This window comes from Paenibacillus allorhizosphaerae (genome assembly GCF_042659105.1).
GTDB lineage: Bacteria > Bacillota > Bacilli > Paenibacillales > NBRC-103111 > Paenibacillus_G > Paenibacillus_G allorhizosphaerae.
The window spans coordinates 1-17,821 of record NZ_JBHSRV010000001.1; the positions used below are offsets into that span (position 1 = coordinate 1).

Annotated in this window: 14 protein-coding genes; 2 read left to right on the plus strand and 12 right to left on the minus strand. The window is 47.7% G+C overall.

Features of this window, described 5'->3' with window-relative positions; all coding sequences use genetic code 11:
• Window positions 1-158: 158 nt before the first annotated feature.
• Window positions 159-788: a VanZ family protein gene (locus ACFQI7_RS00005; protein ID WP_218103562.1), complete on the minus strand. Its 630-nt coding sequence runs from the start codon at window positions 786-788 to the stop codon at window positions 159-161.
• A gap of 248 nt (window positions 789-1,036) precedes the next feature.
• Between ACFQI7_RS00005 and ACFQI7_RS00010 the strand changes: the two genes are divergently transcribed.
• Window positions 1,037-1,123: a putative holin-like toxin gene (locus tag ACFQI7_RS00010; RefSeq protein WP_268966876.1), complete on the plus strand. Its 87-nt coding sequence runs from the start codon at window positions 1,037-1,039 to the stop codon at window positions 1,121-1,123.
• Window positions 1,124-1,497: 374 nt separating this feature from the next.
• Here the strand turns inward: ACFQI7_RS00010 and ACFQI7_RS00015 are convergent, their stop codons facing one another.
• From ACFQI7_RS00015 to ACFQI7_RS00035, 5 genes are all read right to left on the minus strand, one after another.
• Entirely contained in the window at window positions 1,498-3,276 is a 1,779-nt protein-coding gene (locus ACFQI7_RS00015; protein WP_218103561.1) for a hypothetical protein, read from the minus strand.
• Between the two features lie 656 nt (window positions 3,277-3,932).
• Window positions 3,933-6,248: a glycosyl hydrolase family 28-related protein gene (locus tag ACFQI7_RS00020; protein ID WP_218102730.1), complete on the minus strand. Its 2,316-nt coding sequence runs from the start codon at window positions 6,246-6,248 to the stop codon at window positions 3,933-3,935.
• A 485-nt stretch (window positions 6,249-6,733) separates the two neighbouring features.
• Window positions 6,734-8,026 (minus strand): ABC transporter substrate-binding protein, encoded by a 1,293-nt coding sequence (locus tag ACFQI7_RS00025; protein ID WP_218102731.1) that lies wholly within the window; start codon window positions 8,024-8,026, stop codon window positions 6,734-6,736.
• Window positions 8,027-8,176: 150 nt separating this feature from the next.
• Window positions 8,177-8,917, minus strand: a complete 741-nt coding sequence (locus ACFQI7_RS00030) for an HAD family hydrolase (RefSeq protein WP_218102732.1) — start codon at window positions 8,915-8,917, stop codon at window positions 8,177-8,179.
• 80 nt (window positions 8,918-8,997) lie between these two features.
• Window positions 8,998-10,377, minus strand: coding sequence for a metallophosphoesterase family protein (locus ACFQI7_RS00035; RefSeq protein ID WP_218102733.1), 1,380 nt, complete (start codon window positions 10,375-10,377; stop codon window positions 8,998-9,000).
• A gap of 206 nt (window positions 10,378-10,583) precedes the next feature.
• Between ACFQI7_RS00035 and ACFQI7_RS00040 the strand changes: the two genes are divergently transcribed.
• Window positions 10,584-11,747 (plus strand): GntR family transcriptional regulator, encoded by a 1,164-nt coding sequence (locus ACFQI7_RS00040; RefSeq protein ID WP_218102734.1) that lies wholly within the window; start codon window positions 10,584-10,586, stop codon window positions 11,745-11,747.
• A gap of 410 nt (window positions 11,748-12,157) precedes the next feature.
• Here the strand turns inward: ACFQI7_RS00040 and ACFQI7_RS00045 are convergent, their stop codons facing one another.
• The 6 genes from ACFQI7_RS00045 to ACFQI7_RS00070 all read right to left on the minus strand — a co-directional run bounded on the left by ACFQI7_RS00045 (window position 12,158) and on the right by ACFQI7_RS00070 (window position 17,809).
• Entirely contained in the window at window positions 12,158-12,952 is a 795-nt protein-coding gene (locus ACFQI7_RS00045; protein ID WP_218102735.1) for an ABC transporter ATP-binding protein, read from the minus strand.
• Entirely contained in the window at window positions 12,952-13,848 is an 897-nt protein-coding gene (locus ACFQI7_RS00050) for an ABC transporter permease (RefSeq protein ID WP_218102736.1), read from the minus strand. The genes ACFQI7_RS00045 and ACFQI7_RS00050 overlap by 1 nt, the downstream gene beginning before the upstream one ends.
• A 69-nt stretch (window positions 13,849-13,917) precedes the next feature.
• Entirely contained in the window at window positions 13,918-14,958 is a 1,041-nt protein-coding gene (locus ACFQI7_RS00055; RefSeq protein ID WP_218102737.1) for an ABC transporter substrate-binding protein, read from the minus strand.
• 478 nt (window positions 14,959-15,436) lie between these two features.
• Window positions 15,437-16,024, minus strand: coding sequence for a hypothetical protein (locus ACFQI7_RS00060; protein WP_218102738.1), 588 nt, complete (start codon window positions 16,022-16,024; stop codon window positions 15,437-15,439).
• Window positions 16,025-16,258: 234 nt separating this feature from the next.
• Window positions 16,259-16,726, minus strand: coding sequence for a thioredoxin-dependent thiol peroxidase (bcp, locus tag ACFQI7_RS00065; protein WP_218102739.1), 468 nt, complete (start codon window positions 16,724-16,726; stop codon window positions 16,259-16,261).
• A gap of 249 nt (window positions 16,727-16,975) precedes the next feature.
• On the minus strand, window positions 16,976-17,809 hold the full coding sequence (locus ACFQI7_RS00070) for a sugar phosphate isomerase/epimerase family protein (protein ID WP_218102740.1): 834 nt from the start codon (window positions 17,807-17,809) through the stop codon (window positions 16,976-16,978).
• Window positions 17,810-17,821: the final 12 nt, after the last annotated feature.

Genomic DNA, 17,821 nt, shown 5'->3' on the forward strand with positions numbered 1-17,821 from the left:
CATTCGGGTTGGAACGAAGCATAAGACCACCGCCTTTACAGTATAGTTATATTATATCATATTAACGCGGTAATTTGATAAAGATATTAAAGATAAAAGTAGCCTGTTGAAGTTTTTCAACAGGCTGAGCGTCAAGAAGACGCTTTTTATCTTGTCTGCTAACCTTGTTGTCTAAAAGCCCAATAAATCCCTCTGTCATAAAGTTTGACGCCAAAGAGTCGGATTAGAGCAAAGATCAGAAAACCTACTAAAATCCCCGTCATATTGGTCATCACATCCACAACATCCGTGATACCTAGATGAAAAACATATTGAGAGAGCTCAATCAGCAGGACCAACGGCAATCCCGCGAACATTGTCCGCCAGAAACCTCGCAACAGCAGATAAAGCATCCAACCAATAGGAATAAAAATCAGGATATTGGCCAAAGTTTCTATATTAGAATTCCAGAAGACCGCCTGCCACTTCAGATTAACCCTTGCAATGCCATCACCGTAAGACTTGAAAAGAATAAAAATCATGCTACTTAGAAAATACACGATGCCTTCCAACCAAACAAACCATTTGTAAAAGCGCCCACGGCAAAGCTGATAAATATTAGCCACAAAAACCAGACTGGTCAAAAGAAAGAAAGCCGTGGCTGGCCAGATACTATCAAGAGCAGCCACTCCAAACATGAGCCTGAGCAAAGAGCGCACAAATAGAAAGCGCCCATAAAACCATAGACAGGCGCCCAAAAATGGAAGAAAAAGAATAGTTGTCAAAATAAGTGCTGTTTTTTTAGTCATAGCGGTATTATATGATATTTGACGCTGCACATTCAACTAGGCATAAATTCAGCAATATTTTCGATTATTAAACAATTATCTTAACTTAATTCCTCATACAACGGCTTTTTTAATCGAACTATGGAGGAAAAGAGTTAGGAAGAATAGTCCCAAATACACTTTCCATTATTATACATTTTAATTTATTATTTACAATAAGACGACTTGTACAAAGGCGGACACCTTACTGGAAAGGTGGAGGCTGAAACATGGATGTTTTTCAAGCGCTTTCAGTCATGTTTGCATTTGGATTATTTATTCTCTCTTTGTTAACTTACATTGACAAGAGGAAATGATCTGAGCTGGCACTAGTTTTGGTTTGAAACCATACTAAAATAATCCGCCAATTACAAGCCGCCGTACGAGTCAGATCATATCCAGTTGATCTGGCTTATTTTTATTGGAAATAAATATCCATTTTATTTAAAAGATCTCTTTAATTTCTCAAACCAAGTCAAATCCTCTTCTAACGTAAACTGAAATCTTGCTACCGTTTCTATTAAGAATCTCTTTCGCAGCAGCAAAAAAATTTGTTGATTTCATCAATGCACGGATCGACATATTTTAACTAATAAGGTTAAAAATTTCTTCGTTATTCAAAAAAGCACATATGTTCGTGTTGACTTATCGACACAAACATATGTGCTTTGAACTAAAAAATTCGATCACCTTACAGTGCAATCCGGTAAAGCACTTCATTCACAGCAAAATAGATTCCATGCGTGTGTTCCACAGCGGCCCTGACTGGTCCAGGAAGTGCCACTTGCTCCACATCTCCATTTTCCGTGTCGATAAGCAACAGCTTTCTTCCACAAAAGGCTCCGACCGTCTTGCCTTGATGTACAGACACGAGCCAACTGCATGGCGCTTCCGTTGTAAGTGTGAGCTCTTCCCTGAATTCCAGGCGAACTGGATCGAACACACGAATCTCATGACTAACACCTAAGTACACCTTCCCTGCCGCTGCAAGAATCCCATTGCCCATCTTTTCATTTGATGCTAGTTGAATGGAATATATCAAGCCCTGATCCGGATCCCAGACACCAAAATAACCTTGTACTTCACGATAAGGGAGTCCGCTAGCACCTCCATTAGTTGTGAAATACACGTAACGATCGTCAGCGGCTACCCCTGCTACCTGCTGGTCGGGAACAACATTCTTCCATACTTTGACTTCCTCTGTGTTTGGATCCACTCGAGACAACGCCCCGCCGTAAGTTCCGTACTTGGCCGACCATCCGGTCCATAGTCCACCGTCCGGCCCGATTACCGTACGCCCTTCCGGCCTCACGAAATCCGGCTTCACCGGTTTGAGCGATTTCGGATTTATGTTGCTCAATTGATCCCATGGTTGTTCCGGATCGTAGACGATATGATCGCCTCCGACATAAGCAGACATAAATAACTTTCCTCCGACAAAACGCATGCCGTATACTTCCCCTCCCGAGTTGCAGACGGAGGACGAATTCCAGTAGGTGCCGTCAACCGGATTGAAACGAAAAATCGTTTGTCCAAACCCGCACGCTCCCCAGATTTGTCCTTCCTCATCGACGGTAAGGGTATGGATACGCGTGGCTGGAGCGTCGACCGGGATCCGCTTCAGAACCGGTACCTCATCCAAGGAATTGATAATGAAATAATCCTGCCCCCGGACACCACCCCAACGTCCATTCGCTAGAGGGAACGCACGGATTTTATCTCCGCTCGGCAGTACAGCTTCACTTCGAGGCAACTTCTCCGCCCACTCCGGACCTTCCAGCCGCTCAAACGTCGTAGAATCATAAAATTGCCACTCTTGTTCTTTCACCGTACCGATAAATGTGGGGTTTGCTTCCCGAGCGGTGAAACCCGGTGTACCGAAATTTTGAAACGTACCGGATTCGATGTGATACGCTTTCAGGAATGGATCATCGTACCCGCCAGCCACGAGGATATATCCTGGCACAGCATTAAAATGACGACTGTAGAGATTTTTGGGATTATCCGAGACGCGCCCCAGGTTCTCTAACTTGTGCTCCTTCGGATCATAGCGCAGCAAGGAACAGCCCGGCCAAGTACCGCCATAAATCCGGTCATCCGATCCAAGCGTCATGTCCCAAAAATATTTCTCAGATGCGTCTCGTAGTGGCTCAGCCCATTCTCGGGTTCGTAAGTCCAGGCTATGCAGATAAGCATAGTTCGGACACGTGCCCACGATAAGCTTCTCATTATGCCAGTTGACAAGCCCCCAAGCCCCTTCGTCGCCCGGAAGTGCCAGGCTTTCCCCTTCACCGGTTTCGGTGTCGATGAAGATCAAGTTGCCGGTTTGTCCGGCGGCAAAGTTGGACAGTACGATTTTCTCACGACCATCGAACGGATCCGTAATCACGGTACTCGCTAAAATATTGAAGTTGCGACATGGTCTATTCATTTCCGTGATTCGGTTCCCTTTGTGATCAGCTACGTTCATCTTCATCACCCTTCCCAATATAAGTACATGTATTATACCTATACCTAAAGTATAGAACTGACCTTTCGACATGGCAACAAAAAAGTGTGTCCGACGAAAATATAATTATGTAGATTATCTTTGGTTTTCTTCAGTAAAAAAGTAGTATTCCAATATCTCTTAATCAGCCCCTCTTGTATGGATATGTAGTGAAATGAATTACTCATTCCTGTTCTTTTATTTATTTCTTCTATTTCGTTCATCGTTTGAACATGCGCTAAGCCCCCCAGCCAACAAGAAAGCAGCCGTTGTCAATCGAATCGTTCTCGTAAATCTCATTGAGTATCCCTCAAACATGCTTCCATTCTGACAAATCGATTAGAGGCGGCATATCAGGAGGCATCAATTGAAATAAATCGCATCCATGCGAGTTGTCAGGCTAAGAGACAGCAACTACCGCGTACGTAATTAGGCATATTATGAAAGTTTTGCTTTTTTTCATGCTCCCTGCGAATTGTACTAGCCTTTTAGTGCAGAAAAAGCTGCCGGGAGAATAACGGCAGCTTCGTGGTCTATTAATTGAGCTCTGGTTCCCGTAACTTCGTCAAGCAGAAAGTACCGTTTTGGCTTGGGCTACTACATAACAGAATCTTCCTTTCCAGCGATCGAGTCCCTAATCAGGTCATTGCCACGACGCCAAATTCGCGGAGCGCTTGTTTCAGCACGTTCACTTCGGCCTCCAGCTGCACCAGCGTCGCGCCGTTCGTATCGGAGATCGGTGCCAGGCTGCCGGCGTGCCCGAAAGGTTTGAATGCGGGCGATACATAGCTTACCTCACTCGATGTCGCGCCTGTGACCAACGCAGCGTTCAGCCGTACTTCGTTCCCGGAGATTCGCACGATGCGCCGTACTTGATTGCCAGCAGTGATACGGATCCACTGCTCAACGTCCAGCTGCGATGCGTCATTCACCGTAATGGTGGATAACCCGGCTGTCCCTGTGGCCAATACTCCGTTCAGCGTACCGGCTGTTCCGGTGACGGTCACCTTGTAACCGACCGGCGTCTTTCCGTCCGTCACGCTCCCGCCGGTGAACCACACGATATCGCCTGAGTTGTACGTACCCGAGGCCGGCGGAAATACCGCCGAGTATTTGAAAAGCTTCGCAGCCGGATCGACAATGACGGATGGACTCAGGAACTGCCACAAACCTCCCTGCTTCACTTTGATCAAGTTGTCCGCTACCGCAACATTCGTATATGTGCCGTCTGAATCGTTGATACGGATCGAGAACAGCCCTTTCGCAGCATCGTAATTGTCAGCGATGACGTTGTCCGCGATTCTAGCGCCGTTCACAGACGAACGCAGCAAAATGCCTGCCCGGTATGCCTCGTTAACGGCCGGGTAATGTCCTGCATTTACGATCATATTACCGGTAATTTGCAAGTCCGTAACGGTGCCGATTTTCTTCGCGCTGCCGATGAGAATGCCGGTCATCGGTGCATTCTTGATAATGTTATTGCTGATGACAACGTCCGATAAATCCGAATCGTGAGTGAAACCGATCCCGACGGCGCTTTGCAACTCCGTCCTTCGCTCGAACTCCTCCTGAAATACGATCGTATTGTTACTGACGATGATGTTCTCGAAGAGTGTTGTATCGGAAGTCCAGCCGGCGCTCGAAATCCCGACGGTCAAATTGCGTTTGTGCACCAAATTCACCAAGCTGATCGTATTGCCGCTGACCGTCACGTTTTTCACCGGGTGAATGCCGTAAGGCCCGATTTGAATGCCTTGGTTGGCGTTGGAGATCGTATTGCTGTCCACCGTCATGTCGCACCGGTCGGCGTTGCCGGCCTGCAAATTGACGCCCGTATAATATCCGTCCATAACATTGCCTGTGACGACACTCTGTCCCATGTGCGTCTCGATCGCGCCTCTTGCCTTTTGCCCGGGTGCCGCATAAAACGTGCAACCCGATACGAGATGGTTGCGGCCGTTTAAGTAGATGGCCGAATTGTCGTAATCCCCGCTGCCCTTGGCCATCACGAAGTTAACATAACAATTGGTGATTTTCGCCTCTCTGCCTGTATCGCTGTTGAGCGAGACCGTATTTACCCCGCACGTCGGATCGAATTGCACGTTGTCGATGACGACATTATCATACTTGTAAGAAATGATACAGAATTGATAATAATAATTCGTATCTTGGCGGTTCAGATCGATATTGCAGGTCGTATTGTTCGCCGGGTTCTGATCGATCCGCAGATTACTGATGCGTACGTTGGCAAGAGGAGGGGTTGAAGCGCTTCCGTAAAATATCGCGAAATAATCCCCGGCGTTGTCCTTCACCTTAATGACCGAGCTTCTTCCCTCTCCCAGCAGGTTTACATTGCTTCGCAGCGTAATCCACTTGTTCAAGTAGGGCGAAACGAGGTACGTTCCTTTCGGGAAAAATACAGTCCCTCCGCCCAAAGCGGAAACGGCGTTGATCGCATTCTGAATCGCCTGAAAGTCGTCGTTCACGCCGTCGCCCTTTGCCCCAAACCATTTGACGCTGACGTATTCCGGTTCCACTATTCGTTTAAACCTAGCCCCGGATGCCGACACGAGCACGATCCCCAAATTGTCTTGCGCAGTGCTGTCGTTCGGGTCGTAGTAGAAATGGCCTTCCTGTCCGCGATCGGTGACGTAATAAACGATATTCGCGTTCGGGCTCATCTCCGCTCTTAACCCGGCAATCGTAGTAGCAATGCAATAAAGGGGTTCCATTAAATCTGCCGTTCCCGACTTGTTCCCGTAAACCGATTCCCCTACTGAAGGCGCATAATTGCCGTAGGCAACCCCTAGCGAAGAGCAGACGGCTGCTGCAGCTCCAGCGGCCCCGGCGACACCGAGAGCCGCCAGCAATTTTCTTCTGCTAAGCGTAACGGATGCTGCTTTTTGCGCCCCTTCCCCGCCAATACCTGACGGATTCGGTTTAACTTCGTCCATAGAACACTCCTCCTTTATTACTTCTTATGACAGCGATAATTTTCACCGCTTCGTCCCCCAATTGGTGGAACGCAGTATGATATCCGCTAAATGGAATCGCTTTCATTTATCATAACGTGAGAGGGAAACGAATTCTTTATTCAATCGATCATATTTTTTGTTATTCGGTTGGTAAAATTGTTCACATAATTTGAACTCCGATTAAAGAAATGGTTTTACCTGGACTACACATTCATGATGTACGAATGGTTCCCCAGCGGGATACGCCAACATCATCGGGGCTAACGAATACCATCTTATCTTAGGTAGAAATACAATGCTATTTACGGATGCCGAATCTGTAGAACAACTCTGACAAGATCAATTTATCGATCATACAAATATATAATCACGAAAAATTGCCCCCACCTTTGTGAAAAGATGGGAGCTTAAATAGGTACCACGAATATCGATAGACTGAAATAGTTATTTGACGGAAAACCGGTTCATTTCGTCGAGTCGAGCATTTTGTTGATTTCTTCGTCGGCTTGTCTCAGTGCGGTGTTCAGATCGATATTGCCGGAAAGCAGCTCTTTAACCTTCGCCTGACCGACTTTTTTCGCATTGATTTCATAAATGGAATACACAGGAGCTGGAGAAACCGTGCTTTTGAATAATGCCTGGACGTTCTTTCCCTTCAAGTATGGAATTTCCGCGCCGAACTGCTTTTGCATTTCCTGATTTTTCAGCGGCGACATTCTGGCGGTTCTTCTGGCGCTGAGCAGCTGCACTTCATCCGAGGTCACCACTTCCAGTACCTTCATAGCTTCTTCTTTATATTTACTCGTTTTGGAAACGGCCAAATTATGTGAATCGAGTTTTCCTGAAATGTTGGGTTTTTCTTTGTAGCTCGGATATTGCGCGATATCCCAGTCGATCCCTGTGGACGCATTGCCGATTTGCGCCATCAAGTTGGTGGAGGCAAGCATGGCGACATTTTTTTCTTTAATAAAAAGATTGCCTTGCGTAGCCGCTCCCGGCTCCGCGCTTGGCTGCTCGTTGCCCGGAATCGTCAGTATGCGCTGGGTCAGCTCGAGCACCTTCTTCCACTGATCGTTGTTGAAGCTGGCCCAGTTCGTTTTGCCGTCCACATAAGTGAGCGAATACGGAAAGCTTAATATGTAGCTGCTCACCGGGTCGAGACCGCGGTACTGTACGCCGCCTTCGTTACGAGTCAACTTCTTCGCTAGCTCGATCGCGTCATCCCAGCTCATCCCGTCTTTCGGGAACGGTACCCCGAATTTATTGAAAATATCTTTGTTGTAGTAAAGCGCATTAAACTGCATTGCATAGGGGAGCCCCCAAATCTCGCCTTTTTCCGATTTGACGGCCTCGATCGTTACCGGATTGAACCGGTTCAAATCAATATTGGCCTTTTTGATCAGCGGTGCAATATCATACAAAATATCTTTCTGCGCGAGAGACAATAGGTCTGCGTTCGGAGGCGTCAACAAATCCGGGACATCTCCGGCAAGGACCAGATTATCGAGCGTAACCCCTTTGTCCGTACGAACCAGCTTTAAATCGATATAAGGATACTTTTTCTTAACCGGCTCCACGAATAACAATTGAAAATCTTCGTCGCTGATTTCCGCTTGTTGATATACTTTTAAGGTGACTGGGTTCTGCGCAGCTTCTTCCCCGCTTTTCGCTTTCATCTCCGGAGAGCCGCCGCCGCAGGCCGTCGCCGACAGCATAAACAACAGCGCGGTCATGCAGGTACGTACAGGCTTGTTCATCGTAGAAACTTCCCTTCTATTCGTCAATTTTTGGTCTGACTAAATTGTAAGCGGGAAGTATAAAATACAACTTGTATATTTGTAAAACCTGAATTAAATGTTTATTCCAACTTGGTATATTGGTTATACATATGCACCTTCGGCAAATGGTCAAGAAACCATAAAACGTTTAATAACGGCAGCCACGCCGTTTTCCCGGTTCGTTGGAGCGACGTGATCGGCGGCATCCTTCACCGCTTGCTGCGCATTCCCCATCGCTACACCTAATCCGGCGGCGCATATCATACTGATATCGTTCAAGCTGTCGCCTACGGCAATGACTTCGGACATTTCGATACCGATCATCCTGCATATTTCTGTCAAGCCGCTCGCTTTCGAAACGCCAATGGGATTACACTCGATGTTGTTGACGCTTGAATTGCTGATTTCAAACGTATTCCATGCGGCCAACTCTTCCCGAATCCGATGCCTCAAAGCTTCATCTTCCGTTTTAACGGCGAATTGCAGCCATTGGACCGATTCGCAGTTATCCGGAAAATTAGATTGATCTACCGTTCCTCGCACTGTGTGGGCCCAATATTCGATGTTTTGGTCCAGCGAAAATATATACTTGCAAATGCGCTCCACCTGCTCCCCGGTCAACAAATGCCTGGAATGAAGCGCCTTCGGCGTTCTCCAAACTTCGCTTCCGTTATTGATGACAAGCGGCAGCTCCAAATTCAGCTTTTCCGTATAAGGAAGCACGTCCCTGATCGGCCTTCCCGTTGCAAGAATCACGTTTTTCCCTTGTTCCAATACGGCTTGAATACACTTTACGTTTTCTTCCGATATTGCACCTTTATTTAGCAAAGTACCGTCCATATCCAGTGCAATCAATTTGTAATCTCCCATACCGGACCCCCATCGCTGTATTTGTCGTTGCCTTTTGCCGGTTCGTACTCTTGCATGGCCGGCGGCTCATTGGTTCCACGCTATACAAACCGTAAATGTACTTGCGCCGTTGTTCCTTCGCTTATTTTCTCAACGGGATGTTTACCCCAATGATCCCACTTACCGGTATTGGCAAAGTAATCGGATACGGTGCTGCGAATCCAGCCTCCTGCCGTTTCGACCTCCAGGACAAAACCTCCGATACACATCGGCTCTGCTTCCGTCGTGACGGAAATCGCATTCTCGTTGTTGAGCAGCGGCCAGAACTCCGGCTCAATCTCCATAAACTGACGGCTGTCGAAATATTCGAGCCGAGGCAGCGCGCCGATGTCACGGCCGTTTAACGTTACCCGATAGCCGTTCGGTGTCTTGCAGTTGGAGCCGGCGGCTCTCAGCCGAACGCCGCGAATCTCGCTCGCCGGAGGAAGCGGCAGTCCGGACGTCTTCCCGAATGCAGGCATCTTCGTGAAGACCGCTTTCTCGCCTCTACTCCAGCATAGCTGTCCTTGTACGCCTTGACGCAGCACATGCCAATCAGCTTGAACCCGTTCGCCCCGTACGGTAATTTCCCACCATCCCGGGGCCGAGTCTTCAAGGTAGCCCCACCCGTATTCCATACCGGCCGGATCGGGCAATACGGCGCGAACGTCGCTAAGATGTACTGGCGGGCGGTCCGGATACCCGAGAACCGAGCTTTTCAGCTGAGGAAGCCAATGTTCCCCGACCTTATGCAGCGTAGAGATTTGATTGTGCGTATGTCCGCAAAAATAGGCATCGACGGGATAGTCAGCCGCTTGCGCCAATACGGTTTGGACAAAATCGAAGTGGGTGAAAAAAGGTCTGCCCACGCAAAAGAGCGGCGGATGGGCAAACAGGAATACGTGATCATATCGGCCGGATTCGGCGAACGTATCCCGAATAAACTCGGCTTGGTCGTTATGCTTTACAAAGGTCGTATAATCTAGCACGATAAATAGCGATCCCGACTTTTCGAACGTGTAGTATCCCTTCGTCAAGGGACCGGTTCCTAACGATTTCCCGATGGCCGGGTAAACAAACTGCTTCACCTGCCGTTCCTCGCGTTTGCCGACAACCCCGTCATGCGTCCCAAGGGCGAAGAAAACCGGCGCCTTTAGCCCTTCGAGCAGCTCCATCGCTTCTTTCATTTCGCGCAGACCGCTCTCTTCATCGTCGCAATGTCCTTGGATTATGTCACCCGTTTGAATAACGAAATCCGGCTTTAACGAAGCGATTGCGGCAATAACCTCCGGCGTTACATTGCGCGTCAACCATAAATTCCGGGTGACGTCGGCGAATTCGGTCACTCCTTTAACACGACCGCTCAAAGCTTCCCGATGCGATTGCTCCTGAACGTAATGCAGATCTCCCATGACTACAAATCGCAGAGAATGATTATTCACGATAACTCCCTCCATAACTTAGTTGTTTAGTTGATATACCAACTTATAAAGTGTATGTAATTTCAGCTGAATTATATGTTTTTTGCGCGGCATCGGTCAATTATTTATTTTGTAAACATGCGGCGGTACAGGGACGAAAACAGTGTCGTTTACAACCATTCAGCACTGTTGTATATTTGTAATATAAAATTCAAGGAGCGTCATCCATGCGAAGCAAATCGAAGCGGCAGCCGCTTTATAAACAAATCAGAACATATATTGTCGATAACATTAGTCAAAATCGTTGGAAACCGAACGACAAAATACCGTCCGAGAATGAGCTGGCCGCCCAGTTTCACGTTAGCCGGATCACGATTAAAAATGCGCTCCAGGAACTGACGAACGAGGGAGTTATATACCGAATCCAAGGGAAAGGATCGTTTGTCTCCAAGCATGAATCGGGGGAAACGCCGGTTTATCAAAGAGATTCCGGTCAAGATAGCAACCTTGTCGCCTATTTGATGCCGCGTTTGGACAATTTGTTTACGGCCAATTTACTAAACGGGATCGAAAACCAGCTTGCTTTGGAAGGATACCATCTCCTATTTTGCGAAACCAATGGTTCACAGGAACGAGAAAGCGAAATATTAAAAAAAATGATACAACTAAAAGTAAAAGGCATTATTATTTATCCCGTGACAAGAGAGACATACAATGAGGAGCTATTGAAGCTGACATTGAACAATTTCCCTCTTGTCGTCGTTGACCGCTATATTAAAGGAGTTGAGACGAACTGCGTATGCTCCGACAATTTCAACAGCGGGTACGAGGCGGTAACCCACTTGCTTCAGCTGGGACACAGCCGGATCGGCTTTGTCACGACTCCGTACGAAGGGACCACGAGCAAAGAGGACCGGATCAGCGGTTATGAGAAAGCGATTATCGATAACCATATTCCGATCGATCATTCGCTCAGGCTCATATATCGGGACGCAGGGCAGCCGGCAGTCAAAACGTCGGGCCAGGAGCCGCTTAATCGTTCCATGATCGAATCCATCAAATCGTTTTTTTTGCAAAATCCGGATATGACATCGGTCATCGCCGTCAATTCGGGCGTTGGATTTAACGTGTTGGAGGCAGCTAAAGAATTATCGGTTCAGGTGCCGGAAGATGTATCCGTCGTTTTTTTAGACGATTTTGAATTTTCTTCTTTTTCCGCGATCCCTCCCACTTGCGTTAGTCAGGAAGAAAAAAATGTAGGACGGGAAGCCGCTAAATTGCTCGTATCGATTATAGAAAACCCAAAGCAAGGACGCCGTAAAATTAATACGCCCACAAAACTTATCGTTCGAAAATCAACCGCACCCGTAAAAGTCAGGACGAATCACTAATTGCGGCTTTGGGATGCGGTTTCCACGTCAGGCAAGTTCTAGCCCTACTTTCTTTTTCTTCATCGTTCAGCGAGCAAAACCAGCAAGTTTCTCGGGATCTGTCTCTCCATTAACCATAGCCTTTTCAAGCATATCACGGCTAGAAAGTCTCATGTTGTCTGAGACCATCGAAGTTAGCTTGAGGTTGGCTTTCAAATGAAAAAAGCCGCATTACATGCGACTTTTAATGTAACCATGTTCTTTTTACCGGACAGAATCATAAAAACCTTCAGTGAACGGTGTACAGGACTAAAAGTTCGGCCTGTGAACTGCAGTTCTATTATGGAACATACAGATTCTCAGGCCGATACATTCATTCATGATACGCGTTAGGCTATGTCAATTTTTGCACAGCAGTCGCGCTTTCACTATTAACCGAGCACGACGCGATCGTCGGCAAATTTAGCGCCGCGGATCCGCTCGAACTGTTTGAGCAGGCTTTCCACAGTTAGTCCCTGCTTCTCTGACGCAGGAACATCTAAAATAATGCGGCCTTTATCCATCATGATCAGCCGGTTGCCTAAGCGGATCGCCTGTTCCATATTGTGCGTGACCATTAGCGTCGTCAAGTTCAGCTCTTCAACGATCTGTTTGGTCAACGCTGTGATTAGCTCTGCTCTCGACGGGTCGAGCGCAGCCGTATGCTCATCGAGCAGCAGGATACGCGGCTCCGTAAAGGTTGCCATCAGTAGACTGAGCGCCTGCCGCTCTCCGCCTGACAGCAGTCCGACCTTGGCGTTCAGCCGGTTCTCCAGCCCGATGCCAAGACGGTGGAGCTGCTCCTTGAACATGGTGCGCTTCTTACCCGTCACGCCGATGGACAAGCCTCTGCGCTTGCCGCGCTTGAAGGCCATAGCTAAATTTTCCTCGATTGTCATCGTCGGCGCTGTACCGGCCATCGGGTCCTGGAATACGCGCCCGATCCAAGCGCTGCGGCGATGCTCGGGCACGTTCTCCACCGGATTTCCGGCTATGAAAACTTTCCCTAAATCAGGGGTCATGACCCCCGAGACGATGTTCATGAGCGTCGATTTGCCGGCGCCGTTGCTTCCGATGACCGTAACAAAATCGCCTTCTGACAGGTGTAGGTTAATGCCGGATAACGCAACCTTCTCATCAGGTGTCCCAGGGTTAAACAGCTTGGAAACTTGCTCGATACGCAGCATTACCGCCCACCTCCCTGGGAAGCCTCTAGGTCTGCAGCGCGTTTGCGGATGAGCGCCTTTTGCTTAACCGTGCTCCGGATTTTAGGCAGCGTCAATGCGATAATGACGATCAGCGCGGTCATAAGCTTCATGTCCGTCGCTTCTAGTCCGACGCGAAGCGCAAGCGCTACAACAAGGCGGTATACAATGGCGCCGAGCACAACGGCGATGGTAGCCTGCATTAGTTTGCGGGCGCCGAATATCGCTTCCCCGATAATAACGGAAGCCAGGCCGATCACAATCATCCCGACGCCCATCGTTATTTCAGCGAATGCCGAGTATTGAGCAATCAGAGCTCCGGCCAATGCTACCAATCCGTTCGACAAGCTCACACCGACAATAATGGTTGTATCCGTATTCACTCCGAAGCTGCGAATCATACGTTTATTGTCGCCGGTCGCGCGGAGCGCGAGGCCAAGATCCGTGTGGAGAAACCAATCCAACGCGAACTTGACCGCGAGTACAACGAATGGCATTACGATTAGAATGTGCACTTCCGTCAGCAGCGTGTCCACCCCAAGCAGCGGAATGTTCGCTTTGCCCATAATTCGGAGGTTGATCGAGTACAGTGCAATCATCATCAAAATACCGGAGAGCAGCGCATTGATTTTGCCTTTCGTATGCAGAAGACCTGTACAAGCCCCTGCGACCAGGCCGCCGATAAAAGCCGTCACCGTTGCAAGCACAGGAGAGAACCCGCCGGCAATCATCATCGCGGCGATGCCTCCGCCTGTCGTAAAGCTCCCGTCGACCGTCAAGTCCGGGAAGTCCAAAATCCGGAACGTAATATAGACACCGAGCGCCATAATGGCGTACAGCATCCCGAGCTCGAGGGAGCCCGTAAGTGCCGTTAGCATAACCTGTTGCCTCCTTAAACTGTAAAGAATGACCTTCCTAAGTCGAAAGGCCACTCTTATTTGTACGCCTTATTTGGCTGTACCGCCGAGCAGATTTTTCTTATCCTGCATTTTATTTTTCATTGCATCCGTAATCGTCACGCCCTGCGCTTTCGCCGCATCTTGATTAATGATCAAATCCAGCTTGTCCGGGAAAGTTACTTTCATATCTGCTGGCTTGGCGCCATTTTTCAATATTTCAACGGCCATCTTTCCGGCTTGGTACCCGTGATCATAATAGCGGAAGCCGTAGGTCGCAACCGCGCCCTTCTCTACCGTATCGCGATCACTGGAGAAGAACGGAATTTTCTTTTCGTTCGCTACTTTAATGATCGATTCGACTGCGCTTACAACCGTATTGTCGAGCGTTATATAGAACGCATCGACGCGGCCTGCGAGCGATTCGGCCGCCTGCTTCACTTCCGAACTGTTGGCTACAGCAGCTTTCACCACTTTGATTCCATGTTTGCTGAGCGCTGTTTCAGCCGTTTGGATCATGACCGCGGCGTTTGGTTCGCCTTCATTGGCGATAATACCGACCGTTTTGACTTTCGTGAAGTCTGCCGCGATAAAATCCATCAGCTTCGGCACCGCGTCCGGATGCGTATCCGCCGCACCGGTTACGTTCCCGCCCGGCTTGTCGAGGCTTTTGACCAGCTTCGCGCCGACCGGGTCCGTAATTGCTGCGAACAGGATCGGAGCATCTTTTACATTTTGCACTGCAGCCTGTGCGGAAGATGTAGCAATGGCGACTACAAGATCCTTCTTATCCGCGGCAAATTTTTGAGCGATGGTTAAATTATTCGTCGGATCTCCCTGTGCGTTCTGGTAATCGACCTGCAGGTTTTCTTTATCCACGAAACCGCTGTCTTTCAGCGCGGCTAGAAAGCCTTCCCTTGTCGCATTGAGTGACGGGTGCTCAACGATTTGCGTAATACCGACTTTATAAACCTTTTTGTCCTGCGGCTTTGCAGCAGAGCCGGAAGCGTCCGGAGCGTTGTTTTTGGACCCGCATCCGGCGAGAATCAAAGGAACGGCTACGAGCAGTGTTAATAGTCTAGCAGATTTCATCAAATTAGGCCTCCCATGCAACGTTAAAATGCTTTAAAGCAATAATGTATATCTTATTACGGTTTATCCCCATTAGTCAATGAATGAAAACAAATCCCTTATTCATTTGAAGAACGATAAATTCATGAGGACTAGCCGCACAACCTTAAACTGACTGGTATAAATATACAATTTTATTGTTGTTACATGCGACGAAATCCAATTGTAATCAAAAAAAAGAAGGAGCGGTTTTTCAACCAGCTACTTCTTCCTTCTGCTTTGGTGTCCAACAAGGATAAACCAGAAATTGACCATATTGCAAGCGATACTCTTATATTCAATTCCATAATGGATTCATCAGCGATTTTATATCCGGTAATACATTCAAAATCTATATTCCGTGATGGCCACGCATAAATCATTATTCCCGAGTTTGCATGGTTTTAAACCAGGGTCAGTCACAAAAATAATCAGGATCGGTTAGTATTGTTTAAACCAATTAATGATGTAATTTCATGCGTATTAAAGATTGACGGAATTCAGTAAAGTCTTTGAGCATGTGATCAAGCCTTCTTTTATAGAAAGATGCAACAGTAGAATTTTCAGCAAATTGAATCTGATCAATTAGATCGTCTAAATCTTCCTTCAGTACAATGAAGTCAAGATTATCTTCATCTCTACTCAATTTAGATTTAAGATCAACAGCTAATGCCTCACCTAATTCTTTTAATCGTGGTACTTCAAGGTGCACCCTCATCTTTATAAGTGGAGGGGTATAATCCTTTCTAAAATCTATGCCTGGGACTTCGTCCCATAATGCATTCCAACCTTTAAGTAGCCCTGCTGAATAAAAAAGTAGTTTTAAGTAACCGCATAACCAGGACGTGCAACTTGTGTTTCTACTTTGACACCCTGCTCCGTTTTTTAAGTGGGAACAAAAGTTGCAGCAAGAACCACCATTTTTTATACAAACCTTGCAAATACTATTACTGCCCACTCCGTCTAGAAATTGAATTCCATATTCGATAAGTTCTTTTCTCGTTATATAATAGATATCTTTTTCATTAAGCATATAATCATCAAACAACCCCTTTCCCTTATCAAAAACCAAATAATTATTATATATTCAGTTATTTGAATATTTCAATTACTATTGATTTACTATAACTGATAAAAACTAAAAAATGCAATGTTTTATAACTACAATATTGGAGTAATAATGATGTTGGAGGGGTTACCGTATATCTGTAGTTCATCACCAAACATGTACGCAGAAAAACCGCTAACCAAGAGAATTAGCGGTTGCACTGTGCGGCGTGCGTTATAGCTGCTTAATCGCTGCCAATACTTCCGCCACATGACCGTCGACTTGCACTGCTCGCCATTCCTTAATCAGAACGCCTTGCTCATTGATGAGAAACGTTGAGCGCTCGACTCCATAGAATTGCTGACCGACTCGCTCCTTGAGCTTCCATACCCCGAACAGCTCACAAATCTTATGATCCACATCGGATAGCAGCAGGAAAGGCAGCTTGTACTCTGAAATAAACTGATTGTGCGAGGTGAGGTCGTCCGGACTGATGCCGATAATCTCCGTGTTTAAGCTTTTGTATTCACTGTTGTAATTCCTAAATTCGCACGATTCCTTGGTGCAGCCGGGAGTCATGTCTTTCGGGTAGAAATAAATAACGATTCTTTTCCCCTTAAAACGGCTTAAAGAAACCGCTTCGCCATTAGCTGCAGGCAGAGTAAAATCAGGAACCTGTTGATCAAGCTTGAGATTGGGCATACGAAAACATGGCCTCCTTATAATAGCTCTCATCTTTCTAAAAAAATCTTACCAGAGCCATGAGCGTTTTCCAATAGAACGCATAAGCCGACGAAATGAGAATTACCGTACCGTTTTGCTTGATCAGCTCATCCTCGTCATTATGTCCCTAGCCGATTAACACAGAATTCGTAAGAAAAGGGTTGTCCGAAGATCTAAATGACCTGTCTGGACCCCCCTTAGCCATAGCTTCGCACACGGTATTCACGGTTATGCTGCTGGACCGCCTTTGATGATCGCTTCCAGCTGGCGCGCCGTATCGTATACTTGCTGCAGCGGGCTCGCGGAGTATAAGCCGATCTCGGCGGTAAGCGTGTCCGTGTAGCCGGTTTCCTTCAGCGCCGCGACAACCTCCGGCCAGTTGACGTCGCCTGCGAGCAGCGGGACGAAGCCGCTTCCGTTGCCGACTGCGGTTTTGAAGTCTTTGACGTGGACTTTGATGATCCGGCTGCCGAGAATGCGGATCCATTGCTGCGGGAAGCCGTAGAGCAATATGTTCCCCACGTCGAAATAAACGCCGGCGAAAGGAGAATTCAAAGTGTCGATATACGTCCGCATCTCCAGCGGGGAGAGCAGAAATTTATTCCAGACGTTCTCGATCCCCATTTTGACGCCGCGTTTTTCCGCTTCCGGCAAGAGTTTTTGCAGTTCGCTCAAGCTTCGTTCATAGCAGACGTCGTAAGATGAGGTCGGATTGACGACACCGGGCACGACCAGTACGGTGTCCGCTCCCATCCGCTCCGCCAGGTCCAACTGCTTGATCACGACGTTCCGACCGAGCGTTCTTACGTCCGGATCAGCCGACGATAGAGGGTTTCTCCCCATCAAAGAGGTAGAGATGCTGCGCAGCTGTATGCCGTTATCTCGGGCGAGCTTCGCGACCGCATCCGCCTCGCTTGGCGTAGTATCCATCGTCAGTCCGACCCCTCCAGCCGGGTTAATGTTCAACTCGACGGCATCGAAACCCGCATCGCGGCTAATTTCAAATAGCTTATGTAACGGCGTCCCTTCGGGAAAACACCACTGGTTCACGCTTTTCAGCATAAGGCTTCCTCC

Coding starts and splice junctions, on each gene's coding strand:
- ACFQI7_RS00050 (WP_218102736.1), bottom strand. CDS start 13,848: ATGCTAACGGCACTTACGGGCTCCCTCGAGCTCGGGATGCTGTACGCC.
- ACFQI7_RS00025 (WP_218102731.1), bottom strand. CDS start 8,026: ATGAACAAGCCTGTACGTACCTGCATGACCGCGCTGTTGTTTATGCTG.
- ACFQI7_RS00015 (WP_218103561.1), bottom strand. CDS start 3,276: ATGAACGTAGCTGATCACAAAGGGAACCGAATCACGGAAATGAATAGA.
- ACFQI7_RS00010 (WP_268966876.1), top strand. CDS start 1,037: ATGGATGTTTTTCAAGCGCTTTCAGTCATGTTTGCATTTGGATTATTT.
- ACFQI7_RS00040 (WP_218102734.1), top strand. CDS start 10,584: ATGCGAAGCAAATCGAAGCGGCAGCCGCTTTATAAACAAATCAGAACA.
- ACFQI7_RS00070 (WP_218102740.1), bottom strand. CDS start 17,809: ATGCTGAAAAGCGTGAACCAGTGGTGTTTTCCCGAAGGGACGCCGTTA.
- ACFQI7_RS00030 (WP_218102732.1), bottom strand. CDS start 8,917: ATGGGAGATTACAAATTGATTGCACTGGATATGGACGGTACTTTGCTA.
- ACFQI7_RS00020 (WP_218102730.1), bottom strand. CDS start 6,248: ATGGACGAAGTTAAACCGAATCCGTCAGGTATTGGCGGGGAAGGGGCG.
- ACFQI7_RS00005 (WP_218103562.1), bottom strand. CDS start 788: ATGACTAAAAAAACAGCACTTATTTTGACAACTATTCTTTTTCTTCCA.
- ACFQI7_RS00045 (WP_218102735.1), bottom strand. CDS start 12,952: ATGCTGCGTATCGAGCAAGTTTCCAAGCTGTTTAACCCTGGGACACCT.
- bcp (WP_218102739.1), bottom strand. CDS start 16,726: ATGCCCAATCTCAAGCTTGATCAACAGGTTCCTGATTTTACTCTGCCT.
- ACFQI7_RS00055 (WP_218102737.1), bottom strand. CDS start 14,958: ATGAAATCTGCTAGACTATTAACACTGCTCGTAGCCGTTCCTTTGATT.